The sequence below is a fragment of the Cytobacillus horneckiae genome (assembly GCF_002835735.1).
GTDB classification, from domain to species: domain Bacteria; phylum Bacillota; class Bacilli; order Bacillales; family Cytobacillaceae; genus Cytobacillus; species Cytobacillus horneckiae.
In genome coordinates this window covers 29,043-53,990 of record NZ_PISD01000049.1, presented here as the reverse complement: position 1 = coordinate 53,990, position 24,948 = coordinate 29,043, and the positions used below count along the sequence as shown (strand labels likewise).

The window sequence follows — 24,948 nt, the reverse complement described above, 5'->3', positions numbered from 1 at the left end:
CGTGTATAGAAATTTTAGAGGCTTCTCATTAGTTCCCCAAACTTTTGAGAAGCTTCTTTTTTTCTATCCTTTGTGATGTGAAGATATACTTGTGTTGTTGTAGCATCTTCAGTATGACCTAAACGATCCATGATTTGTAGTAATTCAACGCCAGCTTCAGCCAATAAAGAAGTATGAGTATGCCTTAAGGAATGTGGTGTTATTTTTTTGTTTATTGAAGTCTTTTTTAATAAACTTCTCATTCGGTTTTCTATTGTTTTAATAAAGTGTGGGTATCCATAGTAGGGTGCGTTAAATCGTCCAAATACAAAATCCTTATCATAAAAATCATTTCCAACCTGGAGTTTAACTTCTTTTTGCTTTAATTTATGTTTTTTTAGAGTTGTAACAACTTCACTTTCTATTGTTATTTTCCTTATAGAACCTTTGGTTTTTGGGGGTAAAAGTTGATAATCCTTAGTTACATTTCTTGGATTATAATATGTTTTTGTTATATTGATTGTATTTCCTTCAAAGTCTATGTCTTTCCATTTAAGTGCTAGTAATTCTCCAATTCTAAGGCCTGTCCAAGCTAATGTTAAGAAAATGACATAGTCATCAATTTCTCCTTTTTCTATGGCAACAGTTCTTCTTTCTCTAAGTATTTATCAGAAATAACTTGGTTTTCAATATCCTCTCCGTGTCCATATAAAAAGGTGTTGCTCTATCAATCACAAAATCCCCTTGCATTACACCGTTATTAACCGCCACTGGAAGAACAAAAAATTATAGAATTAGAAGAAGAACTAAATAAATTGAAAACAAGCTTGTCATAAAAGGAGGCATTTTTTATGAAAGTAGAATTAGAATATGGAAAATTACCAAAGGCTGTTGATTTTTTATATAGCTTAAAACTGACAAGGAAAGATTCTCGATTCAGAAGAAGACTTATAAACATTATGAATGAACGTTTGAAAACAGTGGATTTAGAAAGAGAAGAGATACTAAAGGAACACTCAAATAAGGATGAAAAAGGAGAAGCGATTATTAAAGACGGAAATTATGACGTCAAGGATATGGTTGCTTTATCTAATGATTTAAAGGAACTATATGCTGAGAAGTTAGTTCTTGAAGGCGGTGATAATCGTGAGTTGATTCGTACCATCGCTCAAGCGTTGAAGAAATTTGAAAACGAAGAGTATGAGGGTCAGACTTCTGAAATATACGACTATCTATGTGAACAATTTGGTCCCAGTAATGAAAATGAAATGGAGGATGTTGTTTAATGTATATACAAATCTCAAACATAATATTAGATATGAAGAGGATAACGTTGCAGAGGTGCAAGTTTATTTTATTAGCTACGATGAGGGTAGAACTTTAAATATGAATGGTTATATTCCATTGACTGCAGAAGAATTTGAGGGCAATGAATCAACTGCAGCATTAAAAGGAGTCATTAGAAATAAATTAATTGAACGATTAGAACCAGAAGCCGTATAGGGCTTTTTTATTTTGGCTGTAGGGGGGAGATTTATTGGTGGAATTATAACAGCGGTATGTACTGGAGTAATAGGCGGTACAATCGTTATTTTTTATAACGTTCTAGGAGGAGTGTAAAAATGAAAATGGATAAAGGCACAGTAATCAGAACGGCGGTATTATTAGTAGCGTTAGTTAATCAATTCTTGGTAGCAACAGGATTGAATCCAATACCAGGTAGTGAGCAATTATGGGGAGAAGTTGTAAGTACCATCTTTACAGGTGCCGCAGCAACTTGGGCATGGTTTAAGAACAACTAGATTACTGCTAAAGGAAAAAGACAAAGAGCAACATTAAGATTAGAGAAATTAACTAAGTAAAGCTGCCCTATTGGGCAGTCTTTTTTTATTAATAAAAGGGAGTTTTTATTAATGGTTAAAATTTTCATTGATCCAGGTCATGGCGGAACAGATCCAGGATCAATTGGCAACAGTCTTTATGAGAAACAATTAACATTATCTATGGCATTAAAAATAAAAGCTTATTTGGAAGAGTATGAAGATGTAGAGATTAAAATGAGCCGTACAGGCGATCAAACACGTTCATTAAAACAGCGAACAGATGAAGCGAACGCATGGGGAGCTGATGTTTTTGTATCACCACATGTAAATGCTGGTGGCGGTGAAGGGTATGAGGACTTCATTTATCCCGGCGTTAAAGGAATAACACTTGAAATCCAAGATGCAATTCACGATGCTGTTATTAAAGAAACAGGCTTTAATGATCGAGGACAAAAACAAGGAAATTTACACGTGTTGCGAGAAAGCCATATGCCGGCTATCCATACAGAGAACGGATTTATTGACCGTAAATCTGACGCAGACAATTTAAAGCAAACTGCGTTCATTAATAAAATTGCACGTGGTCATGTTAATGGTTTAGTCAAAGTGTATAAATTGGAAAAGAAAAAGGAATCAGAATCTAAGCCAAATACTTCATCTAAGACTCATAAAATTGCAAAGGGCGATACATTCTATTCTTTGGCCAAGAAATACAATACAACCGTCTCCAATTTAAGAAAGTTAAATACTGGAGTCGAAGAGAAAAATCTCCAAATTGGCCAAACTATTAAAGTATTATCCACTGCAAAATATCATACTGTTAAATCAGGTGATACAGTTTCTGAGTTGGCTGCTAAGTATGGAAGTACAATTAAACAAATTCGTGACTGGAACAAGCTCGATTCTAAATATACTATCTATCCTAATCAAAAATTAAGAGTGAAATAATAATAAAAGCCCTTCTCATGGTGCCGCACCCTAAATGTTAGATTAAAACTCTAACATTTAGGGTGCAGCACTTTTGAGGGGCTTTTTTTAAAGGAATAATTTTATTATTGCAACAGGAGTTGCCCAATAAAATGGCCATCTCGCCTAGCTCGTACTTTTTTTCTATTCTATCATTGCGCATAGTACTCCATGATGGTCATAGAGTCTCAACTTCAAAATGACTATTTCTTTTTTCTGTACATTTCACTTATGTTTAGCTTTTCTTTCATTAGTATATATGCTTATGCGTGTTAATGTTTTTTATAATAATTCTTTAATTATTTTTTCAGCCTTATGTAATTCTCCTAATAGCGGATTTTGATAGTCATTATAACTATCCATATACGCACGCACACCACCCAAAATATTTATCCCCTTGATATCTTCATTATTCTCTAATATTTCTAATGCCTTCTTATATCTTATATAGATAAGCTGTAAGACGCCACTATTTAAATCTTTAGTATTGTCTTCCTCCAATTTATTTATCACCACTTTTATTTGTTCAATTAACTGCTTTTTCTTAACCATTATATCCTCCTATCTACTCGGAACCTCTCGTGTCTCTTTTATCCATTCAGAGGGCCAGCCTTGTGGTAATAATATTTGATCCCCATCGCCTTCTAGCAATGTTCCAGTTTTTGTATATTGCTTTTCAACTCTACCTATATTTAAAACTTGTCCTTTTGGTACTTCTATAACAGCTTCATATTGCCTAGTATTTTTCCAATCTGGTACTAATGCCGTGCTTGTTTTTGCATTAATTCTATTTCTAGCTGGACTAGTAGTTACAAATGACCCACTTGGTTTTGCACCACCACCATAAGTTCTATAAAACGTAATATTTTCTTCTGTAATCACAGTTCTGTACTTACTATCAGAAAATGATTCACTTATCCAATCTGGTAAATCTACTTTTTCAATGACTTTTACTTTATCATCAATAGCTGTTGAATACTTACCAAATGTTTTAGCTTTCCCCATACCCTTAACCTCAAACACATCTTCCGTTAACGTCTTAACCTGTGTCAATGGGTTATTAATGACATTATAGGGGACAGGAGGTTGAGACATTCCTCCTGCCAAAGCTGGTGTCGGTGTGTTAATAGGTTTTGGAATGTTTTCTATTCCTTTAGCTGCTTTGTCTACTGTTTTAACAATGGTACCGGCCTTGCTAATTCCTTTATCTCCAAGAAGCCCGATACCTAATGAAGTCAGTCCATATGAGAAAAAAGCGGTTCGGCTTTTGACATCCCCATTGACTACATCTCGCTCCCAAGCTTCTTTAATTCCCGTCCATATGTATTTGGGCATATCAATCACTGGTTGAATGCTTGCTTTCGGATCTTGAATTATCCGATTGATAAACCGGTAATGTTCCAACAGGTTTTCACCACGACTAAACCGAATTACATTCTGCAAATGCCTCGGATTAGTTATCATTGGGATGTTTCCCACCAGTTTAAAGGTTGACTTTAAGCCCTCCCATACGTCAGCTACAGCATTGGTAGATCCCTCGATAACTCCTTCAGCAATATCATGCAGCGTGCTTTGTTCTGTAGTTATATCTGTATTCTTATTTGATAGTTTATCATAAGAATCCTGCCAGGTGAGTACCTCCGGTTTATATAGGGCAAGGTTAAACTCTCCGTTTTTGAACATAGACCTCATTTGCTCAATATATTGATTCATTTTTTGTAAACCCTGTTGTAGAGGTTCAAGAGAAGTTGTTTCCCGTTTATCAAATTCTCGAAGCTTCTCGAGCGTTTCAACACTTGTATCCTGTGCAAGTCTTGTATCTCTAACAAACGTTCCTTCATCTAGGAGTGGAAGGGTTACAATATCTTGAACCGATTGAATGATGCTATTTGCTTCACTTGTTAATTCCTTTGTGTTTGTATCAGCCCTTCTTAATCCCTGTACCAATTCATTTTCTAAAAAGGACTGTCGTATAAAACCTGAAGGAGAAGGTTCCAGTTCTTGAAGTGATTGAGACATCTTATTTAGAGTAGACTCATAGTCATTAATCCATTCTACTAAAAATACTAAGAAAGGAAGGTGGCATTCTTGGTAAAAAAGTCGAATAGCCTGACCGCCTTGTCCTTTTAAGGCATCTTCAAGAGAGACAAGGTGTTGTATATCAAGTTGAACTTGGTGTATCTGCTCTTTAAGAAGATTAATGGCTGTAGTGAGTTGATGGATGCTGTTTTCTAAATCAATTTTATCTAGTACTTTCAAAAAATATCAGCTCCATGTGTCATTTGAAAGAAAGCAATTCAATGCTTAACTCTATCAATAAAATTATAAACAAAATTTCCCAAAAAGAGAATAAGATCTATGGATTATTAAATCTTATGCGTAAAAGAAAATTCCTTCATTTACTGTTCTTCATTAGATGAAATCAAATTCGAAAAATTACTTGTCCATTAGTTTATTGACAATACCGTTAAAATAAGCCAGATGTGTAGTAAAATATTAAAAATACGCTACAAAATTACAACCATAAAAATGAAAGAAGCCTCTCATCAGTTCACCAAACTGATGAGAAGCTTCTTTTTTATTTCTGATCCTGTCCATGATTTGCACAACAGTAATTTTGTTTAATTTTAAAAAATAGATCTAACAAAAACATTAGAAATTCACCATAAATAAGTTGATTAGATTATTCGTAAGTAGAAATAGAAAAACATCTATAGTTCGACAAAATATGGCAAATAATTTATAATGTTATAGTAATATTTTATCATGAGATTAGTACTATGTTTTCTAAAATTGAAAAAGGCAAACTTATCGAAAGGTAAGGACGCAAAGCTACGAGTCTAAAATCCTAATGGATAATGATAGTCGGGTTGCCATGAATAATAACAAGCGGTTATTTGGCTATCCTTATCTATATTTGGGATAGCTTTTATTTATTGCGCTCTTAGGAACAGAACGTGCAAGTGTCAAAAATGAAGTATAGCCGGCTATAGGGAATAGGAGATGATAAGATGATAGTCGTAGATAAAAAGAAATATAAAATGGCAATTAATGAGATTGCGAAAGAAGTACATGTCCAGGTGCATGGATTAATGAGGGAGGAAGATGCGGAAGGCTATATGATTGATTTACAGGATACAATTAATAAAGTATCAAGACTAGAATATACGTTTGTTGTTGATGGGACTCACCAAACACCTGTCCCATCAAAAGTTGTACCGCAGTTGGAGCAAACGATGCAATTTTATTCTAGCTTAGGTTTTAAGGATATTCTTGTAGTAAAGCCGGCATCTAAAATTGCTCAAGTGCAGATTAGGAATACACTTGAGAGAATTAAGTTCACAGGTACATTTATCGATAAAGTTCAACATCCTATCTAATATTAGGTCCAATAGAAAGGGAATATTTATTTTTTAGTTTGAAAGGAAGGTCAATCAGTGCAAACAACAGAAGCGTTGTATACATATGAGATTGTAACGAAGGAACAACCAGCTTTAATTGAGAAAGCAGCTGAGTGTCTAGCTCGTTCATTTATTGGAGTGGATGTTTCAGGGAAATGGGTTCAGGAACCGATGGTAGGTCAATTAAATCTAGGTTATGAAGATTTCTATCAGTTTACCAAGGAATATTTAGCCTCTACAATAGAGCAGGGCTATTGCGCCGTCGCTCTAGATGCTAATAATCATGTTGCTGGTGTACTTGCAGGAGATACAAATGCGCCAGAGATTATCGGTGAAGATATATTTGAAGGTTCTTTTTATGATATGAATGTCATTCTGCGTGTTTTGGAGGATGTAGATAAACGTTTCATAGAAGATTATAAAAAACGAAACGGACAAGAAATCAAAGACGGAGAGTTATTACACCTATTCATGTTAGGAGTGATAGCTGAACATGACCGTCATGAAATTATTCAGCAATTAGGAAACAGATTGATAACAAAGGCATCATCACAAGGGTTGAAGGCTGTTTTAGGTGAAGCGACAAATCCGAAGTCGATACGTGTAATGGAAAAATATCATCATATGAAAAAATATAAAGATTTAGAAGGAAATTATATTGTTCATAAATATCAGGATAATAGTAAGTTGAATCGTATTCCTGCCGATGTATCGGATGGAACATATATCATTATTAGAGAGCTTTAAAATATTCATAATTAAGCCTAATTCATTCATTAATAGGAGGTAGGGATTTATTTATCATGGAAGCTATTATGCTAGCTATAATTGTGATTTTAATGGGGGTATCGGTGTATTTTGCTTACCGATATTTTTCGTTAAAACATCATCCTCATATAAAAAAAGAAATAATAAATGGAATGAAAGAAATATCAGCAGGTCATATCACAAACAAAATTGATGAAAGAAGTTCTGATCATGCTGTATTTAATCAATTAATTGAGTTTTTCAGCCGTGTAAGGGAAAAGTTTTTTTCATTTTCAAAAAATGTACATGAAAAAGGAGAAAACCTCACTGAAATCGGTGAATATGCTTCAGAGAAAGCAGATATTGTTAGAGCGGCAATTGATGAAGTAGGTAGAGGATTACAGAAACAATTAGTAGCTACAGAAGAAAGCGCCGCATCTATGGAAGAAATGGCACAGGCTATTGAAGATCTATCAGTGAGATCAAATCAAATTTCGGAACAATCGAATACTACCTTAGAATTGACGCAAGTAGGAAACGAGAACTTAAAGGGTTCCTTAGAAAAAATGGAGCAATTTAATCAAACGATAAATACAACATTTGATGCAATCAATAAACTTGGAGAAAAATCTCATGAAATCGGCACTATTGTAAAAGTAATTACAGGGATTTCAGAACAAATTAATTTATTGGCATTGAATGCGGCAATAGAAGCTGCTCGTGCGGGTGAACAAGGTAAAGGATTTGCGGTTGTTGCTGATGAAGTTCGAAAATTAGCTGAACAATCACGCCAGTCTTCTTCTGAAGTATCAAATATTGTAAAGAATATACAAGAAGAAACTGAAATAGTTATCAAGTCAATGCAACAGGGAACAGAAGAATTTAAAGATACGAATACAACCGTTGTAGAGGTTGGGAATATGTTTGAAAAGATTCTAGCTACTACAAAGATCATCGCGGAAAATAATGAAAATTCTTCTGCAAGCACGGAAGAATTATCTTCTGCTTCTCACCAGATCATGTTAACAATGGCTGAGATCGCTTCTATCTCTCGGGAATCCTTTGAAATGTTTGAGGAACTAATAGAAATTAGTGATGATGAACTGCATACAATGCAAAAACTCGTTCAGGAAGCAGAGAATCTTGTAGAGTTAAAAGAGGATGTAAATAAATTACTATTTACATAGAATCATGGTGTTGAAATTACGAAAGCTAAAGTGGCAGCAAAGAATTCATCTTGCTGACGGATAAATATAAGAGTGCTTCTCATAGGTAGTAAACTACCTTGTGGGAAGCTTCTTTTTTGGGGTAGCAAGGAGATCCAATCGGATTTTAATTTTCTTTAAATAAAACTACTTCTAGTAAAAACTTCAAGGAGGTAAAACAATGAAGAAAATACAAAAATTGTTTCCTAGTATGGACGGAAATGACTTGCAAAGAGAGGAATTAATGTCCTACTTTAAGACGATTTTAACGAAAATAGATGAATTAAAGGATCCTAACAAACTAACGCTAGGAGAAATGCCAGAGTACACAGACGATTATTATAATCGTATCATTCAAAAGGCAGATGTTCCAAAAACGGGTGTACCGATGGAAGAAGTGATTCAGGAGCTTGTAAAATTGGTAGAAGGACACAGGTACGTCAATCGAAATTATGTAGCCAATGCAGCACCCCTTCCTAATATTTCTAGTATCATCGGGAATTTAGTAATGGTGCTAGTCAATGGGAACAATCTTTGGGATGTGGAAGGCCCAGCAGCAGCTACAGCAGAAATCGAAGTAACTAGCATGCTATCCAAACTAATCGGGTATGATGAATGCATCAGTGCAGGATATACAACTTGGGGAGGACAAGGGGCTGTCTTTAACTCTTTACGCCTTGCCATTGCCCGTTACGCGCCGTTCTCTAATCAAAAGGGTGTACCGCAAAATCTCTATTGCTTCTGTTCAGAGCTATCACATTACAGTCTGTATAAATCTGTAGAAGCAACTGGGATTGGTGTAGAATACATGATTCGCGTGAAAGCTAATGCCGATCATTCTATGAATCTAGAAGATTTAAAAGAAAAAATGGAGCATGTTATTGCAAAAGGCGGCGTTCCTCTGTATGTCCTTGCCACAATGGGAACTACTGATACATTTGGGGTTGATGACATTGAGGGAATTAAGCGGATAGCGGAAGAATTGGAACGCACATATGGCATATCTCCAATCTATATCCATGCAGACTCTGCTATGGGGGGCATGTATACTTTCTTTAATCATTACGACTTTGAAAGTAATCCTCTGCGATTTGAAGACAACGTTCATGAGGTATTGAAATCCTATCAACAGAAGTTTAAACATATCAAGCTTGCAGATAGTATGGTCTTTGATTTCCATAAGCTTGGACAAACCCCATATATCACGAGTTTATTTTTAATCAAAAATAGTGAGTATCTTAAGTATGTTGATTTAGATGAAGCGGAAACGCCGTATGTTGGGAATCGTGGTTATGGTAGCTATCATACAGGCTACACCCTTGAATGCTCGCGAATGGGAAGTGCTTTGACGATTTATGCGTCTTTATTAGCATTTGGAATCGAGGGCTATCAAGAGCTTTTAGCCAACTATATTCGTGTCAATATTGCATTTAGAGAGACGTTAACAAAAGAAATTTCGAATGTAGTAATCACGAATGAGATTTCTCCCGTTACAACATTCCGTTTTTATCCTGAAAAGACAAAATGGAATGATGAATTGAACGGACTCTTAACCGTAGAAGAAATGACGGAAATTAATCAATTTAATGACGAATTTGCAGAGGTGATTGGTGTCGAACGAGATACCGTCTTCTTTGGAAATACAAAAAAGCAGTGTCTCGTGAAAGCAGCAAACTCAAACAAGCGAATATCCGTATATGCGCATAAATTTTTTGCGATCTCGCCATACTCAACAATAGAAGAGGTCGACCGTTATGTTGGATTCCTAAAAGAACATCTAGAATTTTTTCTGAAAACGAGAAATAGCAAAAATATATTGATAAGATCCTAATGAGGTAAAAAAAGATTAATCATATAGTTAGATACTTCTTAGGTAATATTGATGTTTTCTAGAATCAAAACTTCCCCTTCTAAACGTACCATAATTAAAATAATGATTGGGTTTAAGAAGGATGAGTAAACAGGTTATTCTATTTCTATTAATTGACTAGAAATAAGTAGAGAATGGGCATGAATGAAAAACAATAAATTTGCATTAAAGATATTACACCTTTTATTTGCATAAACATTGATATACCGCTAATTACACAAAGCGTTAAAGGTATTACATACTTTCATCTTAAAGGGGCATGATGTAATAGGCCTTGGAAACCTTTGATTTATTGGTGGATACCAGTGTTTGAAAAAATGCTGACCTATTTAATCGTCTAACTTGAAAATATCTTTAAAGTTGAAGGCCTTCTATCAGTTTATTGAACTGATAGAGGCCTTTTCTTAATGTTGTCAGTTAAAACGCAAAAAATATACATCGTTGTTTGATGATCACTATGAAACTGAGTTGTCAGGGGGAGCTTTAGCATTATTGAGGCAGTCAGTTCTAAATTATTTTAAAAAAAGAAAATCCCTAAAAAAATTTCTAGAGATTTTCGTTTAAGAAATGAATTTTAGCAAACAATTTATTGTTGCACCCTTTCCTTCTTAGCAGGTAAACAAGCAATAAGTGACAAGAAAAAGATAACCAGTTCTGTTTGCACAGCAAATAATAAAACAAATGTGCCGCCATCATAACTCCAACTGTTTTTATTTAAAAAGAAGAAGAGAAGGAGGATTAATAACAAGACATTTCCTCTTCCAAAAAAGGAGAGGCCTCTTTGAAAGGAAAATTTCTTTTTGCTCTCAGCTTTTTTCTTTTTGTTCAAATTATTTTTTTGTGGTATTGATTCACCTAGATAGTCATAAAGGCTGCGTTCGATTAGCTGAAAAAACTGTTCGGTAGAACTACTTGTTGCGATTATTTGATTATTCTCCACTTTTTCATAATCAATCGACCAAATATATTCACTCCCAGGTACAAAGAGGACAACTGAATCAACCGCGCCTCCAGTGTTTTTTGCATAGATTATCTTACATTCGATCTTCCCATTCCGTCGAAAGTCTTGCAGATATGTACGGATTTGCGGTTCAAACTTTTCATCGACTATCATTTTATCAAGGCCTTCCGGCGCAACGGTATGTATGAGATCATAGGTTTCTCTGTCAATTTGAAGATTCATTTTCACTGGATCCACCTTTTCCAAAGATGCATATCCATAAAATCCACAAAGTATTTGAATAAAGCCTTCAGCTAATGGTTGTGTGTAAAATGTATGTCTACTGTTCTGTACTTTTTCAATCATGATATTTTTGTGATTATCTGCTGAGTAGATGGCAATATATTCTTCACCTTTATCAAACCGTACTTTCCGCTCTACATGGACAATATGGTCAATAATTTCTTCTAATCCGCTGAACAGTTTATCATTTTTTTGGTCCACACTATTAATCAATTTATCGATCTCTCTTTTTTTCCACTTATTTTCTTTTCCGATTTCCCGGGCTGAAATTTCGCATTCCGATTGGGCTAATGCTTCTATAAGATCCCGAGTTGAAATGGTTAACTGCGCCTTCTTCGACATATCTTCTCTCCTTAAATGTATGATTGATATAATCCTTGCATGTTAATTGAAAATGCCTATAATCCCAAAACCGATCCAGACCAAGGAAAGAAAAAAGCAAAAGGCAAGGAATTTATTAAAGAAAAGCGGCAGACGGTTTAGGACCTTTTGGACATGATAATTGATGCCTGATGTAAAAATAGCAATATATTTGAATGCTTGATTCAGGAATCCAGACCGCTCTTCATACACATTTGTTTCATAGAGAGCCATGACGAGGCGTTGGGTGAAAATAGAAAAGAAGGCAAAGACCCCATTGCTTGCGAACACGACAGTTATGTATGAGCTTGGCAGAGGGATATCAATACCTGTCAACATAGCGGAAATACCGGTGAAAATGCCAATTGCAAGGAGTAAGCCGATTATTTTATTCATTAGTAAAACACTTCCTAATCGATTATTAAATGCCTATTTAATTGCAGGAGCTGTTCCTTGGAAGAAATAATGCATAATGGCTTCGTTTAACCCTTTGCAATACTCGTTTATGTTTTCCGGAATAATATAAACTTCTTCCTGTTCGATCTTTTCATAGTTAAGGTTCCAAATAAAGTGTTTACTTGGAAGTAGGAAATTCACTTGTTTTATTTCTATGTAATCCTTAATATAGTCCATCTCCATAAAGGACATATTGTCAAACTCCTGATTATTCTCCTTGAAATCAGCGAAGAATTGTCTAAGTTCTACATCTAAAGCAGGGTCATTTACCATTTTTTCCAGCACGGAAGGGTCAAGTCGATGTAATTCGTCATACATTTGCTCTGAAAATAGTAGGGTTTGAAAACCATTCTCCGGCTTTGGGCTTTCCTTGTCTAATCCTAAATGTTTCTCCAGTAGATTGGTTAATCCTTCTTCGATAGCCTGTATGGAGAAAAAGTGGGATTGTCCCAATATTTCTTGAAATAATACATTTTTTTGATCTAACATATGGATAAACAAAACTTGGTTACTTTTAATAGAGCGAATTTTTTTCTTAGAATGAACCAAAAGATGAAGAAGATCCTCCAGCCCAGATACGAGCATTGTGCTTCTATCCTCATCCCAAAACCCTTTTCTTCTTAAGGAAATCTCGGTTTCCTGTATAAAACGGTCAGCTTCATTTTCAACTGACAACTGCATGCTGTTAAAAATCTGGCTTCCCATGCTTTCATATCCGCATAAAGCAAGGCAGAAAGCGAGTTCGTGTGTTGATAGACTGATAGGAACAGTGTTTTTCATAAGAATCTCCTTCAATATCATCTATTTAAATAAACCAGTGACAAAGTTGCCTGCATCGGAAAGTTTGTCAGATAAATCATCAGCTATATCTCCTGCGGCTTTTGATAAATCCTTATATGTTTCTCCAGCCCATTTCCCTGCTTTTTCTCCAACATCTTTAATTTTATCTTCTAGCTGGAATGAAGCGACAATTCCAATGGTTGCCCCTACCGCACCACCAATCAAGGTTCCTGGGCCTGGACAGATCATTGTTCCTAAAGTTGCTCCTCCTGCTGTTAATCCTGCAATGCCGATATCCATACCAATTCCAGCTGCTGCCCTGCCTCCTTTTTCCCATTCTGATTTGTACTTGTTCTGATCACTTACAAATTCCCCAGCATTAGTTCCAAGTGAAAAGAGAATTCCGACATAAGGGATTTTTCTAGCCATTGCTTTTGCCGCTTTAGCATCTGCAAGTTGGCCAAGTGTAGCCTTCACGTCAAGTGCACCCCGTTTGTATACCTCTGCCTGAGAGAAAGAAAATTTCAGATAAGGATGCTGATCTTGTAAAATCTTAAGGTAACTTTGTACATTCGCTCCCGGATTCAAGCCGACAAAGTGTCGAAGCAATCTGCTTGGGGCATTTTGAAACTTAGAAAAATAATTTTGAATGTGACCGATTGAACTCGAATTTCCTTTTTTTAAGATATTGTGGATTGTATCGGCAAGTCTGGAACCGTATTTTCCATTGCTGCTTTTAAGCCAATCTGGATGGGCTTTAATAACGAAATTACCTTTTCCGTCTTTTGTAAGGGCTATTTGTTTGATAATAAAACAGCAGCTGCTATTGAGCCTTTTGCGGCATCTATTCCCCCATTCATTTTTCCTATTTTATCAAGCCAGTCTGCAACATTTCCTTCGAAAGTCGAATCTCCCTGTTCAATAGACAGCTTCAATGCCGAATCAATCAATTTACTAATTACATCGGTTTCGGAAAAGTACTTTTCAATCTCTTTTACATTAGAGTCACTTAAGGCAATACCATCAGTAGACCAGCCTTTAATTTTACCAATAAATGAAGCTATGCTTTGCAGTGCATCTGTAGAGGACTGCAATTCTTTCATGCTTTTATAATCGAGCTCGTTTAGATTTTCTAGCACAGTTTTGTTATGCTTGCGTGCACGTTCGATTGGAAAGTAAAGCGGAGCAATTGTAACAGTAGAACCGCCAACTAAATCACTGACATCATTAAAATCATTATTAATCGATTCAAGCAAATCTTCTGTTATTCTTTCAAGCTGGTTGAGTCCCTGTTTCACTTCGTATTCAATAAAATCCAGTCTTACCAAACCATTTGTGTTTTCATAGCTTGTAATGGAACTCTTAACTGCTTTTAACTGTTGCATATAATCATCCAAAAATTGATTGAATAAAAGAATGGCAGGGATATGCAGGACCGTCAAGTGCTCCTTTATCGCTACCCCTGTTTGTCCTGTGAGAGAATGGTCCAGGTCGATTATCCTGTTTAGAGAGTTTCGGATATCGAGGATTTGCCTTTTTTCCATATCCTTTTTCTTAATGGAAGCATCCAATTCAGGAAGAATCTCAGAAACCTTTAGCACTTTCATCTTATCTTCTCCTTACCTATTTATCTGCTTCTTCTAGCTAGATCCAGATCAGCTGTAAAAAGCGCTTCGATACTGGTCCAAGCATCTTGTTCAACTTTTATTAACAAGGACTTATATTGTTCGATAACCTGATAGTAGTTCTGCTCAATATTGCTAATCTGTTCAGTTAAATCCAGTTTGCTTTCGGAAAAGCAAATTTGAGGATTACTCGAATCAAGGGGATCTATTTTGCTTTTTAATTCCTTAAATACTGCTTCTACTTCACTTTTTACTACTTTTATTTCCGACATTGGTTTCCTCCATATTTACGAGCTTCTAAACTGCGAGATTATTTCCCGCTTTGAAGAAATAGAATTTGTAAGTGTTTGATTAACCGCTTCAAAATAGGAAATCTTCTCCTCGATATTTTCAAGCAACCTCTCAATATCATGGCTTTCGATTCTAAAATAAGCCGTTTCAATATCGTTCCTGATATCAAGAAACTTATTGGAGTGCTTCCCAGCCCAAACAGATGAAGTTAACTGAGGCTCATCAATCAGCCTTTTGTTTGAGGGAAATTCTTCCTTTTTATCAGTTATGTTCTGATGAGAACGTTTAAGGCGTGCCAACTTTTCTCTGTTTTGATGCATTTGGTCACTAATGATTGAAATATCCGAATAAAGTTGATCAATTAGGTAATCCTGATCTTTCATTTTCTTCTCTCCCACAATTTTCTATTATGTATATTTTATAAAAAAGTAGCGAAATTTTACACAAAAAGACTATAAAATAATCCCAAATGAAACTTTTTTTCTATATTTCCTTTTCTATACTATAGTTCTCTGTTCTTGAAATATTCCATAAATGGAGTGGATTTAGAGTAGAGATGAGGGTTATCCAAGCAAAAAGGGCAAACAAAGAAGAAAAAGAAGGTATATTCTAAGTGGATAATTGGTATGGTTCCTTCAGAATTAATTATTGTAACAACATGGAGAGCTGAAGGTTCTTATATAACAGATGCTGATGATAGTTAATAGGTAAAATATTTGGTTCAAAGGAAGAACTGCTAGAAACTTTCCCTGATGAAAAAGAAAATCTAACAGGAATTGAACACCACTTTGAATTAGTAGAAAGGCATCTTACAGAACAGGGATTTGCTGATTACAATCGATTAGTGAAAGAACAAACGGATATTCTGAATGAGGTGGCATCAGAAAATAGAGAGATTCCAAACGCTGTAGAAACAAAAAGAATAGAAGAGATTCAAAAGAAAGCACAAAAATATGAAAATAGAATAACGGAGCTTGTAACCATACATTAGAGGAGGCTCAAAAGATGGTAGACTATCCAATCATCCACCCATATGTCCCAGTTGGATATCAATTGAAGAGCGAACAGGTAACTACTGAAGAGAATAATATAGGTGAAAATACAATACCGTGATGAAGATAATGCTGGATTTCATACAACTCAATGGAGAATGGATGAAAATCGGGAGGGTGAATAAAAAAGATTACAATATGATTATATAGGTAAATATAAGTTAAAGGGTTTTGAGATTAATTTCGTTTATTATGAAGATAGATATATACAAGGTATGAAAATAAAAGTACCAGAAGAAGGATATGAAATCATTATGAGTGCAGATAATCTTTCAAAAGAAGAAATGGAAAAAATATTGTTATACATGGTTGCAAAGTAAAAAGTTGATTATCTATTGGAATCGGAGATTTAACAAGTGTTTTCAACAAACGATTATCTAAACTAAGGAAATATTGAAATGCCTCCCATCTGATTATCATTTGATGGGAGGCATTTGTTATTTCCAATAGGGGTACTTAAAATACCATAAAAATAACTATAACCCAAATCCTCAAACCCTCACTCAACTCAAACCTGAACCGCATCCCCACCAGCTTTTTGCCTGCCAAAGATCAACAGCATGATTCCGCAAATAATAATGCCAGCCGCGAAGCCGAAGACAACGGTGATGAAGCCGCCGGACAGGTTGTTGCTGAATGATTCCAGTACGTAGCCGTATACGAGTGGGGCGATGATGCCAGCCGTGCTTCCAATGCCCATCGCTGTTCCGTACATTAAACCGCGTCGCTGCGGGTTGAGCGAGTTGACGATTTGTGGAGCAAGTGAGAACATGGCGACCATGAACGCATTAATGAGTATCATGCTGATAATTAATAATGTCGTCCCTTGGAAATACATATATCCGATATAAGAAGAGCCTCCTAAAATTAAACATAAACTAGTGAATAGGATACGTGAAAGATAAAAATCCTTTGTTTTTTTGAAGACTTTGTCTGAGAACAGCGAAATCAATACGGCGCATAGACCACCAGTTAATCCGCCAATTGCGATAATGTTTGCAGCTGTTTCTGCACTAAATCCTCTAATATTCATGAGATAGGCAGGGTTAAATGATAGTGTAAACGCGATAGCCGATGTTCCGAAAAAGATGGCGAGCGTTGTGAAAATAAATTTCGCAGTTAAGAAAAGCTTAAGCGATTCTTTAAAAGAAAGTTTTTCTACAGTGGCTGCAATTTCATTCACTGTTGTTTTTGTTTCAATGATTTCCTCAGCAGGCTTTTGTCTTCCAATCCATAACCAGGCTAAAAACCAAACGAAACTGACGATACCAAAGAAGAAAAAAGCAATTCGCCAATTGAATGTGGTCATTAAGATGACGATCAGTGGTGCAGTGACCGATTTTCCAACATTATTACCTAAGTTCAATATCGAGATGGCAAGACCGCGCTGTTCTGGCTTGAACCATTTGGATAAATGACTAACTGCTACTGCTGAAAACGGACCCTCGCCAGCCCCTAATAATATGCGGCTAAATAATAGTAATGGAAGCCCCATAATGAATAGGGACATCGACTGTGCAAATGTCCAGATGAGCGCCATAATGGCAAGCATTTTAGCTGTACCAATCTTATCAGAGTATGCGGCACCGATAATGCCACCAATTGAAAACAGCCAATAAAAGCTGCTGCCCACGATCCCCCATTGTCCATAGTCGAGGCTTAGATCGGCCATAATCGGATTGACTGTGATTCCGACAATAATCTTATCGGCATAGTTGACGATGGCTAAGATAAAAATGGCCCCTAAAACTATCCACTTCATATTCTTTTTCAACATTTTTTACCCCCACATATTCATTTTTTAGGCCATTCGCGTAAAAATAAATTCCTATTTTACAAGCTAATACGATGGTCAAAACAGAGATTTGAGTTATGTAAGGGCTTACAATCATGTGAAGTCAACTTCCCTCCTTTTTTCACACTTCAGTATTTCCCTAATCTCTATGTCTTTTCTTTGCAAGAACTGTGCCTGCCTCTCCTTCAACAAAAATATTCATTCGGAAGAGTAAAACTGTCCGATTGATTGTACAGTTGTATTAAAAACAGTTTATATGTACTAAAAAAAAGACTGTTTGGTTGTTGACACCAAGTCAATCATGCAGAGCCGTAGGATAGAATAATTTCACTACATATTACAGATATTAAATTCAAAATAAGTAAACTTGGGGATTTAATATGCAAGAATCCAGGATTGATTTAACATCCTCTGAGATTGCCTCTTTATGGACTTCATACAACAATAATAGTATGTCGATTCAAATATTGAGTTATCTGTTAAGTACGGTGGAAGATGCAGATATTAAGACGATGATTGAAATCGGGCACAGTATTTCGGACCATCATCTAGAAAAGATTGAAGATATTTTGCAGGCGGAAAAAATACCAGTTCCTGCAGGGTTTTCTGCCAGTGATGTGAATTTGAATGCACCGCGCTTGTAAACTGATCATTTTATGCTGAATTATGTCAACCATATGTCTAAAGCAGGGCTGCTTGGGTATAGCGGTTTTTATCATTGAGTGCAGAGAAGATATTAGAAAGTTTTTTAAGGATACGCTCATCAAAACATCGGAGTTATTTGTTGAAAGTGCAGAATTGCTTTTGTAAAAAGGACTTTATGTTCGTGCGCCTTTTATTGATTATCCAAAGCAGAAGGATTTTGTCGACAGCAAAAGCTATTTTAAAGGCTTAAACCCATTTTCAAACAAACGTCCATTAAATGCAGTTGAGATTTCCCATCTTCATTTAAACTTTCAAAATAATATCGTCGGGATTAAATTAGCTACCAGCTTTGCGCAGTCTTCACCAAGAAAAGAAGTTCAGAAGCTGCTTCTTCGGGGAAAAGAATTTGCTGAAAAGCATGTAAAGGTATTCTCTGATACGCTGATAAAAAATAATATTCAATCCCCAGTTAATGCCGATTCTTCGATAACCAATTCCACAGCTCAAGTATTTTCGGATAAATTGGTTATGTTTCATATGGGGATGCTGGCAGCTGCGGGAACGGGCAATTATGCAACAGCGGCAGCTGCCAGCCAGCGGAATGATCTAATATTGAACTATGAACGCCTTTCTCTGGAAATTGCTCAATACGCTAAAGATATCGCCAATCTAATGATTGATAATGAATGGCTGGAGCAGCCGCCAGGAACAATGGACAAAGAACAGCTCATCTATCAGAAGAAACAAAATGAATAAAAAAGGTAAGCGCTGTGATGCTTACCTTTTTTTCATGCTGTGAAAAGAGCACGATGATTATCTAGCCAGAGGCTGCATTCTAAAAAAAGACTCGAAAACGTCTGTTTTTCTTTTAATAATGAATGCAAATTTTATCAGCAAAAGGATGAAATCAAGCTAAAGAGAGTATTCAAAGTATATCCCTTCACGGTGTAGTTTAGTGTTAGCTGCTAACACTAGTGGTTAGGTTTTTACAATAAGTTTAAAATTATTCTGACTGAAATAGATAAGCATAAATATCAAGTTCATGTTTACTCGAATGTGCAAAGGGAATGAATCAAATATAAACAATAATGATTCAAGAAGGAGCTTGATTATATATGCGTAATCGTACACAGCACTTTATAAATGGCGAGTGGGTTGATTCAACCGGGTCTGAAACAATTGACGTAATTAATCCGGCAACGGAAGAGGTCATCGGGAAAATTAGCTCGGGTACGGAAGAGGATTTGGATCGTGCCGTAGCTGCTGCAAAAGCGGCTTTTCCATCTTTCTCACAGACGACTGTAGAAGAGAGAATTGAACTGTTAGAAAAAATTGCCCAAGAATATGAAAAAAGAAAAGACGATATAATAGAAGTGATTACAGCGGAGCTTGGTTCACCAATCTCTAAAAGTGACAAGGTCCATTATCAAATGGGGCTGCAGCATTTTAGGCAGGCAGCAGAGGAATTAAAGACCTTCCAATTTGAAGAGGAGCGGGGCGAGACGCTCATCCGGAAGGAATCGATAGGCGTCTCAGGCTTAATTACGCCGTGGAATTTTCCAACGAATCAAACGTCAACTAAACTGGCAAGCGCGTTTGCGGCCGGCAGTACAGTTGTACTTAAGCCTGCATCCAACACACCGTTTGCAGCCTTCCTTTTAGCAGAGATTTTCGAGGCGGCAGGTTTGCCAAAAGGTGTATTCAATCTAGTAACGGGTTCTGGTTCCACGATTGGTAACGGTATTAGCTCACATCCTGATATTGATTTCGTTTCATTTACTGGCTCAGGTGAGGTTGGCTAAAAAATAATGGAAAATGCTGCATCTGGAATTAAAAAGGTGTCGCTTGAATTAGGTGGTAAGTCGCCGCTTGTCATTCTAGATGATGCGGATATTAAAGGAGCAGCCAAAACCGCTGTTGCTAATGTCGCGATGAACACTGGTCAAGTATGTACTGCAGCCACACGGACGCTTGTACCAAAATCCATTCATGACGAATTTGTCGAGGCAGTGAAAGAAGTGATTGCAGCCTTTCCTGTTGGCGATCCGCTGGACAAAAAAACGGCAGTCGGCCCGTTAGTGGATGACAACCAATGGGATACAGTTCAATCCTATATTAAAAAAGGCATGGATGAGGGAGCTACTCTTGTCGCTGGTGGAACAGGAAAACCAGATGGACTTGAAAAAGGCTATTTCACGAAAATCACTGTGTTTACTGACGTGAAAAATGATATGACGATTGCACAGGAAGAAATATTTGGTCCTGTTATGAGCATCATCACTTATGATGATATTGATGAAGCCATCAAGGTTGCCAATGACACGATTTACGGCCTAGCCGGCTATGTGTACGGCAATGATAAAGAAACATTGCAAAAAGTAGCAAAAGGAATCCGTGCCGGACAAGTGCAGGTGAATAATCCACGAACTGATTTCTCAGCTCCATTTGGTGGATTCAAACAATCCGGCATTGGCCGGGAATGGGGAGACTATGGTATTGAAGAATTCCTCGAGCCTAAAGCCATTTTAGGATACAACGCATAGACATAAAGAAAGGGGCTTCCATAAATGTGAGGAAGCCCTTTCTTAATAATAGATAGCCATATTTTTAAATGGAAATTCCGCTATGCTATTGACAGAAGCTTTCGCCGGCTGTAAAGTTGACAGTGCAATAATTATATATCCTCGTTAGGTGAGGCTCCTGTGCTGGAGATACGCTGCTGCCCAAAAATGTCCAAAGACGCCAATGGGTCAACAGAAACCATCGACATAAGGTGGTTTTTAACGCAGCTGGCTATGCCTATGCTGCACAGTGCTAAAGCTCTACGAATGGAGGAAAAGCAGAACGCTTGTATGAAAAGTACATGCTGTATTTTGTATGCATTCCGCACCTCCATTGATGGAGGTGCTTTTTTGATTATTGTTTGGTTTACACAAGCTACTAAAGAAAATGAACAAGGGGGTGGTGTAGGATGGATAGTATTCCCAGTCCGAGGTCATTCAGTCAATTGAGTTTAAAATATATCGTTCGAGGAGGGTATTTGTTCTGCACCAAAGCTACCCTACAGAATAAATAGGCTCTCTTCGCAAACGGAGGGGTCGTAATGAACAAACTAAAAAACAAAGATAGAAAAGATTATCAAAAACTTATCGTAAAGCATTTGTCGGAACGAAACCTAAAGGCTTTTCGCGAAACGTTTTTGGAGCTTCATCCGACTGATCAAGTCGAAGTATTTCAATCACTGGAACTTGCCGGACAGAAGCAAGTATTGTTATTTTTGAGTCCTGAAGAGTTCTCTGATATTTTTCAAGGACTTGATTTGCATGAACAATCAGAAGTATTCAATCAGCTTGGGTTTCAATATGCCGTAGCGATGTTTAATTACATGCCTGCAGATGATGTGGCAGACTTTCTTTTAGAAATGGAAGTTGAAAATGCCGATGATATCCTGCAGTCGATGGATCAGGAAGAAGCGAATAAAGTAATTGAGCTAATGGCTTATGCACCAAGAACAGCCGGTGCCATTATGACGAAAGAATTTATTCATCTTTCTGTCCAATCAACTGCCAACGAAGTGATAGATGAACTGCGGCAAACAGCCGTTGATGCCGAAACAATCTATTATTTATATGTGATTGATGAGAACCACCACCTTGCAGGTGTTGTATCATTGAGAGACTTAATTATTGCACAGCCAGATCAAACAGTTGATGAAATCATGAGCACTCAAGTTGTATCGGTGTTCGAAAATGCCGATCAGGAAGAAGTCGCTCATCTCATCAAAGAGTATGACTTCCTTGCTGTACCGGTCGTAACACCTGATAAAAAGTTGGTCGGAATTATAACCGTGGATGATGTCATTGATGTGCTGGAAGAAGAAGCGGCAGAGGATTTTGATGAATTCACAGCTTCTAAAGGTGCAACAGATGTGAACCTGACAGCATTTACTGCCGCAAAAAAACGGGCACCATGGATTATCTTATTAATGTTTTTCGGTTTAATCACAGCGAATATTATCGGTCAATTTGAAGAAACACTCGAACAAATTGTGCTGCTGGCCGCTTTTATGCCATTGATTATGGGCACTGCGGGTAACACAGGAACACAGTCATTAGCCGTTGCTGTCAGAGGACTGGCTACTGGATCAATAGAAAAAACCGGCGTGTGGAAAATTGTTAAAAGAGAGCTTGGAACTGGAACAATGCTCGGGGTTGTATGCATGATTGTACTCATGGGCATCATTAGCATTTTTTATAATGGCAATTGGCTGTTGGCATTTATTGTGGGTGTATCATTATTTTTTGCCTTAAGTATGGCGGCGGTTATTGGGGCAATGGTCCCGCTTGTCATCAATAAATTGAAAATCGATCCCGCAGTTGCCTCAGGTCCGTTCATTACAACATTAAACGACATTTTAAGCTTATTAATCTATTTCTCAATTGCTACAACACTATTAGATCAATTAGTTTGAAAAGCAGTCTTGCTGAAGCAAGTCTCAGAGTGTTGAGAAAGTGATAATTAATAATTCTAGTTGGTTTTGAGAGGTGCGAGGCAGTCGAGACACTAAAGGTGCATAGCGCTGAAGCGGCTCGAAGCTCGAACCGCGAAGGAAGCGAGCGATAAACCTCGAAAAATCCGAATCCCTTCATTTTTATTTTTGTTATAAGTTTCTCTACAGCCTGAGACTTGCTGAAGCAAGTCTTTTTTTATTGCCTCTTTTTCAATAAAAAATAAAAAACTGTAAAAGGTTGATCAGAGGAGATGTGCTACACTTTTACGGAAATTAACTAATTAAGGTATCACTTGATTTCATATCCTATACATTATATAATTTTCTCATAAACTATAACGTAATAGTTTGCGTGATGATTGTATATGTTGTTCTTAACTAAATTAGAAATAAATGAAAAGTGGAACGTATCACTTTAATTGATAAATAGATTGCAAGTAATAAAAAGGAGGGAAGTCCATTGGGAAGGCGTTTCATGAGAATTGGCAAGTGGCGAAATTAAACAAATTCATTTCACAAATGATTGATTGCACTACACAACCATTATTGCTGCGTGTAGAGCACATCCTCTTCAAACAATCGTCTTATCCATTGGATGTCCTGAATAATTAGGAAGAATTAGCGATGGTATATTATTTGAATCTGAAGGTTCATTTATACAAAATAGAACAAAGGTCAGACGATAATTGTGAGTAAAGTCCAGGATGAAATCAATCGTTATGAGGGTAAACTAACTTAACTGCAAACAGAAAAAATGTATTTCGCATACTTGATGATAAGTAATTAAATGCAATAAAACGATTGAATTAGCTTTAACTATTTCTGGAGGTGAATCCCTCAAGAGAGGGAAATAATTGGACATAATTACCATAATGAATCTTATTTTACTAGTAATTTTACTTGCATTGACGGCATTCTTTGTTGCTTCTGAATTTGCCGTTGTGAAAATCCGGATGTCACGGATTGATCAATTAATTGCAGAGGGCAACAAAAAAGCTGTGCTGGCGAAGAAGGTGGCGACAGATCTTGATTATTATTTATCTGCCTGTCAACTAGGGATTACTGTCACTGCGTTAGGACTTGGTGCGTTAGGTAAACCCGCTGTAAAAAGCTTAATGTACCCTGTGTTTGATTGGCTAAATTTATCTGATGCTGCTGCTTCAGCTGCTTCTTACGCCATTGCATTTATTCTCGTTACCTATCTTCACGTGGTCGTTGGTGAAATGGCGCCGAAAACTTTAGCGATTCAGTTTTCTGAAAAAATGACGTTGCTGCTTGCGGGACCATTATACTGGTTTGGCAAAATAATGTATCCACTCATACAAACATTAAATGGTGCATCCCGAGTGCTTCTTCGTATGTTCGGTGTTCAGCCGGCAGGTCATGAGCAGGCTTATTCGGAAGAGGAATTAAAAATTATCATGGCACAAAGCTTCCAAGGCGGAGCAATTGACCAAACAGAGCTTAAATATCTGGAAAATGTTTTTTCTTTTGATGAGCGTGTTGCGAAAGATATCATGGTGCCGAGAACAGATCTTGTCACAATTGATAAAGATATGAGCTACGAGGAAATTATTAGTATTTTAGATGAGCATAATTATACGCGCTATCCTGTTGTAGAAGACGGGGATAAGGATCGGATTATCGGTATAGTAAATGCGAAAAAAATGTTGAGTCATATCGTTGCTGGCAGAGAAAGCCGGCTGGAGGAATATGTGCGTAACGTGCCCTTTGTTGTTGAAGTAACAAGCATTCAAGATGCTTTATTGAAAATGCAGCAAGAGCAGGTTCATATGACAGTTGTTATGGATGAGTATGGCGGAACATCTGGCGTTTTAACGATGGAGGATGTTTTAGAAGAGCTTGTTGGTGAAATTCGCGATGAATTTGATGACGATGAAGTGGCCGATATTCGCAAGTCCGGGGAAAATAAATATACAATTAGCGGCCGTGTTCTTTTATCGGAACTTGAAGAGCGCTTTGGGCTTGTCTTTGAAGATAGTGAAGACATTGATACAATTGCTGGATGGGTTCAGTTTAAAAATGTCGATGCATTACAAAATGGCGATGAAATAAAACATGGCAAGCATTTATGGACGATTGCTGAAATGGATAACTATCAAATCAAACAAGTGATTTTCCATCAGCATTTTGAACAAGAAATAGAAGAGGAAGCCCCTCATTCATTCACGTAATCATC

The 24,948-nt window shown here is 36.8% G+C and carries 23 protein-coding genes, 1 pseudogene and 2 riboswitches; of the genes and pseudogenes, 13 read left to right on the top strand and 11 right to left on the bottom strand.

Going from position 1 to position 24,948, the window contains the following annotated elements; all coding sequences use genetic code 11:
- Positions 1-14: 14 nt before the first annotated feature.
- Positions 15-554: a site-specific integrase gene (locus CWS20_RS20285; RefSeq protein ID WP_241504226.1), complete on the bottom strand. Its 540-nt coding sequence runs from the start codon at positions 552-554 to the stop codon at positions 15-17.
- A gap of 276 nt (positions 555-830) precedes the next feature.
- Between CWS20_RS20285 and CWS20_RS20280 the strand changes: the two genes are divergently transcribed.
- From CWS20_RS20280 to CWS20_RS20260, 4 genes are all read left to right on the top strand, one after another.
- Entirely contained in the window at positions 831-1,265 is a 435-nt protein-coding gene (locus CWS20_RS20280) for a hypothetical protein (protein WP_241198925.1), read from the top strand.
- Positions 1,255-1,482, top strand: coding sequence for a hypothetical protein (locus CWS20_RS20275; RefSeq protein ID WP_066193035.1), 228 nt, complete (start codon positions 1,255-1,257; stop codon positions 1,480-1,482). The genes CWS20_RS20280 and CWS20_RS20275 overlap by 11 nt, the downstream gene beginning before the upstream one ends.
- A gap of 119 nt (positions 1,483-1,601) precedes the next feature.
- Positions 1,602-1,781, top strand: coding sequence for a phage holin (locus CWS20_RS20265; RefSeq protein WP_241198924.1), 180 nt, complete (start codon positions 1,602-1,604; stop codon positions 1,779-1,781).
- Positions 1,782-1,892: 111 nt separating this feature from the next.
- On the top strand, positions 1,893-2,750 hold the full coding sequence (locus tag CWS20_RS20260) for an N-acetylmuramoyl-L-alanine amidase (RefSeq protein WP_066193036.1): 858 nt from the start codon (positions 1,893-1,895) through the stop codon (positions 2,748-2,750).
- A 300-nt stretch (positions 2,751-3,050) separates the two neighbouring features.
- On the opposite strand, the gene CWS20_RS20255 is transcribed toward CWS20_RS20260, so the two are convergent.
- Positions 3,051-3,320, bottom strand: a complete 270-nt coding sequence (locus CWS20_RS20255) for a hypothetical protein (RefSeq protein WP_066193037.1) — start codon at positions 3,318-3,320, stop codon at positions 3,051-3,053.
- A 9-nt stretch (positions 3,321-3,329) separates the two neighbouring features.
- Positions 3,330-5,027, bottom strand: coding sequence for a ribonuclease YeeF family protein (locus CWS20_RS20250; RefSeq protein ID WP_066193040.1), 1,698 nt, complete (start codon positions 5,025-5,027; stop codon positions 3,330-3,332).
- Positions 5,028-5,559: 532 nt separating this feature from the next.
- Positions 5,560-5,646, top strand: a riboswitch (cyclic di-GMP riboswitch).
- A 133-nt stretch (positions 5,647-5,779) separates the two neighbouring features.
- Here CWS20_RS20250 and CWS20_RS20245 point away from each other — a divergent pair.
- The 4 genes from CWS20_RS20245 (at position 5,780) to CWS20_RS20230 (ending at position 9,952) form a co-directional block, all read left to right on the top strand.
- Positions 5,780-6,148, top strand: coding sequence for a hypothetical protein (locus CWS20_RS20245; RefSeq protein WP_066193042.1), 369 nt, complete (start codon positions 5,780-5,782; stop codon positions 6,146-6,148).
- A 57-nt stretch (positions 6,149-6,205) separates the two neighbouring features.
- Positions 6,206-6,916, top strand: a complete 711-nt coding sequence (locus CWS20_RS20240) for a hypothetical protein (protein ID WP_066193044.1) — start codon at positions 6,206-6,208, stop codon at positions 6,914-6,916.
- A gap of 56 nt (positions 6,917-6,972) precedes the next feature.
- Entirely contained in the window at positions 6,973-8,103 is a 1,131-nt protein-coding gene (locus CWS20_RS20235; RefSeq protein ID WP_066193046.1) for a methyl-accepting chemotaxis protein, read from the top strand.
- A gap of 199 nt (positions 8,104-8,302) precedes the next feature.
- Positions 8,303-9,952 (top strand): pyridoxal phosphate-dependent decarboxylase family protein, encoded by a 1,650-nt coding sequence (locus CWS20_RS20230; protein ID WP_066193048.1) that lies wholly within the window; start codon positions 8,303-8,305, stop codon positions 9,950-9,952.
- A gap of 625 nt (positions 9,953-10,577) precedes the next feature.
- Here the strand turns inward: CWS20_RS20230 and CWS20_RS20225 are convergent.
- The 8 genes from CWS20_RS20225 to CWS20_RS20190 form a co-directional block, all read right to left on the bottom strand.
- Entirely contained in the window at positions 10,578-11,576 is a 999-nt protein-coding gene (locus tag CWS20_RS20225) for a hypothetical protein (protein WP_066193050.1), read from the bottom strand.
- A 42-nt stretch (positions 11,577-11,618) separates the two neighbouring features.
- On the bottom strand, positions 11,619-11,990 hold the full coding sequence (locus CWS20_RS20220) for a hypothetical protein (RefSeq protein WP_066193053.1): 372 nt from the start codon (positions 11,988-11,990) through the stop codon (positions 11,619-11,621).
- A gap of 33 nt (positions 11,991-12,023) precedes the next feature.
- Positions 12,024-12,830, bottom strand: a complete 807-nt coding sequence (locus CWS20_RS20215) for a hypothetical protein (RefSeq protein WP_066193055.1) — start codon at positions 12,828-12,830, stop codon at positions 12,024-12,026.
- A gap of 21 nt (positions 12,831-12,851) precedes the next feature.
- Positions 12,852-13,307: a hypothetical protein gene (locus CWS20_RS20210; protein WP_083957238.1), complete on the bottom strand. Its 456-nt coding sequence runs from the start codon at positions 13,305-13,307 to the stop codon at positions 12,852-12,854.
- A 317-nt stretch (positions 13,308-13,624) separates the two neighbouring features.
- Positions 13,625-14,437 carry an LXG domain-containing protein gene (locus CWS20_RS20205; protein WP_083957239.1) on the bottom strand — a complete coding sequence of 271 codons (813 nt, stop codon included), beginning with the start codon at positions 14,435-14,437 and terminating at the stop codon, positions 13,625-13,627.
- 20 nt (positions 14,438-14,457) lie between these two features.
- Positions 14,458-14,727, bottom strand: a complete 270-nt coding sequence (locus CWS20_RS20200; RefSeq protein WP_066193057.1) for a YwqI/YxiC family protein — start codon at positions 14,725-14,727, stop codon at positions 14,458-14,460.
- Between the two features lie 15 nt (positions 14,728-14,742).
- Complete coding sequence (locus CWS20_RS20195) at positions 14,743-15,129, bottom strand: YwqH-like family protein (RefSeq protein ID WP_066193059.1); 387 nt, start codon at positions 15,127-15,129, stop codon at positions 14,743-14,745.
- A gap of 1,177 nt (positions 15,130-16,306) precedes the next feature.
- A complete protein-coding gene (locus tag CWS20_RS20190) occupies positions 16,307-17,575 on the bottom strand; it encodes an MFS transporter (protein ID WP_083957240.1) in 1,269 nt (422 codons plus the stop codon).
- Positions 17,576-17,973: 398 nt separating this feature from the next.
- On the opposite strand from CWS20_RS20190, the gene CWS20_RS29210 reads away from it, so the two are divergent.
- From CWS20_RS29210 to CWS20_RS20165, 5 genes and pseudogenes are all read left to right on the top strand, one after another.
- Positions 17,974-18,237 carry a DUF3231 family protein gene (locus tag CWS20_RS29210; protein WP_326135466.1) on the top strand — a complete coding sequence of 88 codons (264 nt, stop codon included), beginning with the start codon at positions 17,974-17,976 and terminating at the stop codon, positions 18,235-18,237.
- A gap of 529 nt (positions 18,238-18,766) precedes the next feature.
- Positions 18,767-18,994: a DUF3231 family protein gene (locus CWS20_RS29365; RefSeq protein WP_350339534.1), complete on the top strand. Its 228-nt coding sequence runs from the start codon at positions 18,767-18,769 to the stop codon at positions 18,992-18,994.
- A gap of 359 nt (positions 18,995-19,353) precedes the next feature.
- Positions 19,354-20,781, top strand: a pseudogene (locus tag CWS20_RS20180) (aldehyde dehydrogenase family protein).
- Between the two features lie 133 nt (positions 20,782-20,914).
- Positions 20,915-21,079, top strand: a riboswitch (M-box (ykoK) riboswitch).
- 262 nt (positions 21,080-21,341) lie between these two features.
- On the top strand, positions 21,342-22,709 hold the full coding sequence (gene mgtE, locus CWS20_RS20170) for a magnesium transporter (protein ID WP_066193064.1): 1,368 nt from the start codon (positions 21,342-21,344) through the stop codon (positions 22,707-22,709).
- An 893-nt stretch (positions 22,710-23,602) separates the two neighbouring features.
- The gene (locus tag CWS20_RS20165; RefSeq protein WP_066193066.1) at positions 23,603-24,943 is read left to right on the top strand and encodes a hemolysin family protein; all 1,341 of its coding nucleotides are present in this window, start codon (positions 23,603-23,605) and stop codon (positions 24,941-24,943) included.
- The last annotated feature ends 5 nt before the right edge of the window (positions 24,944-24,948 follow it).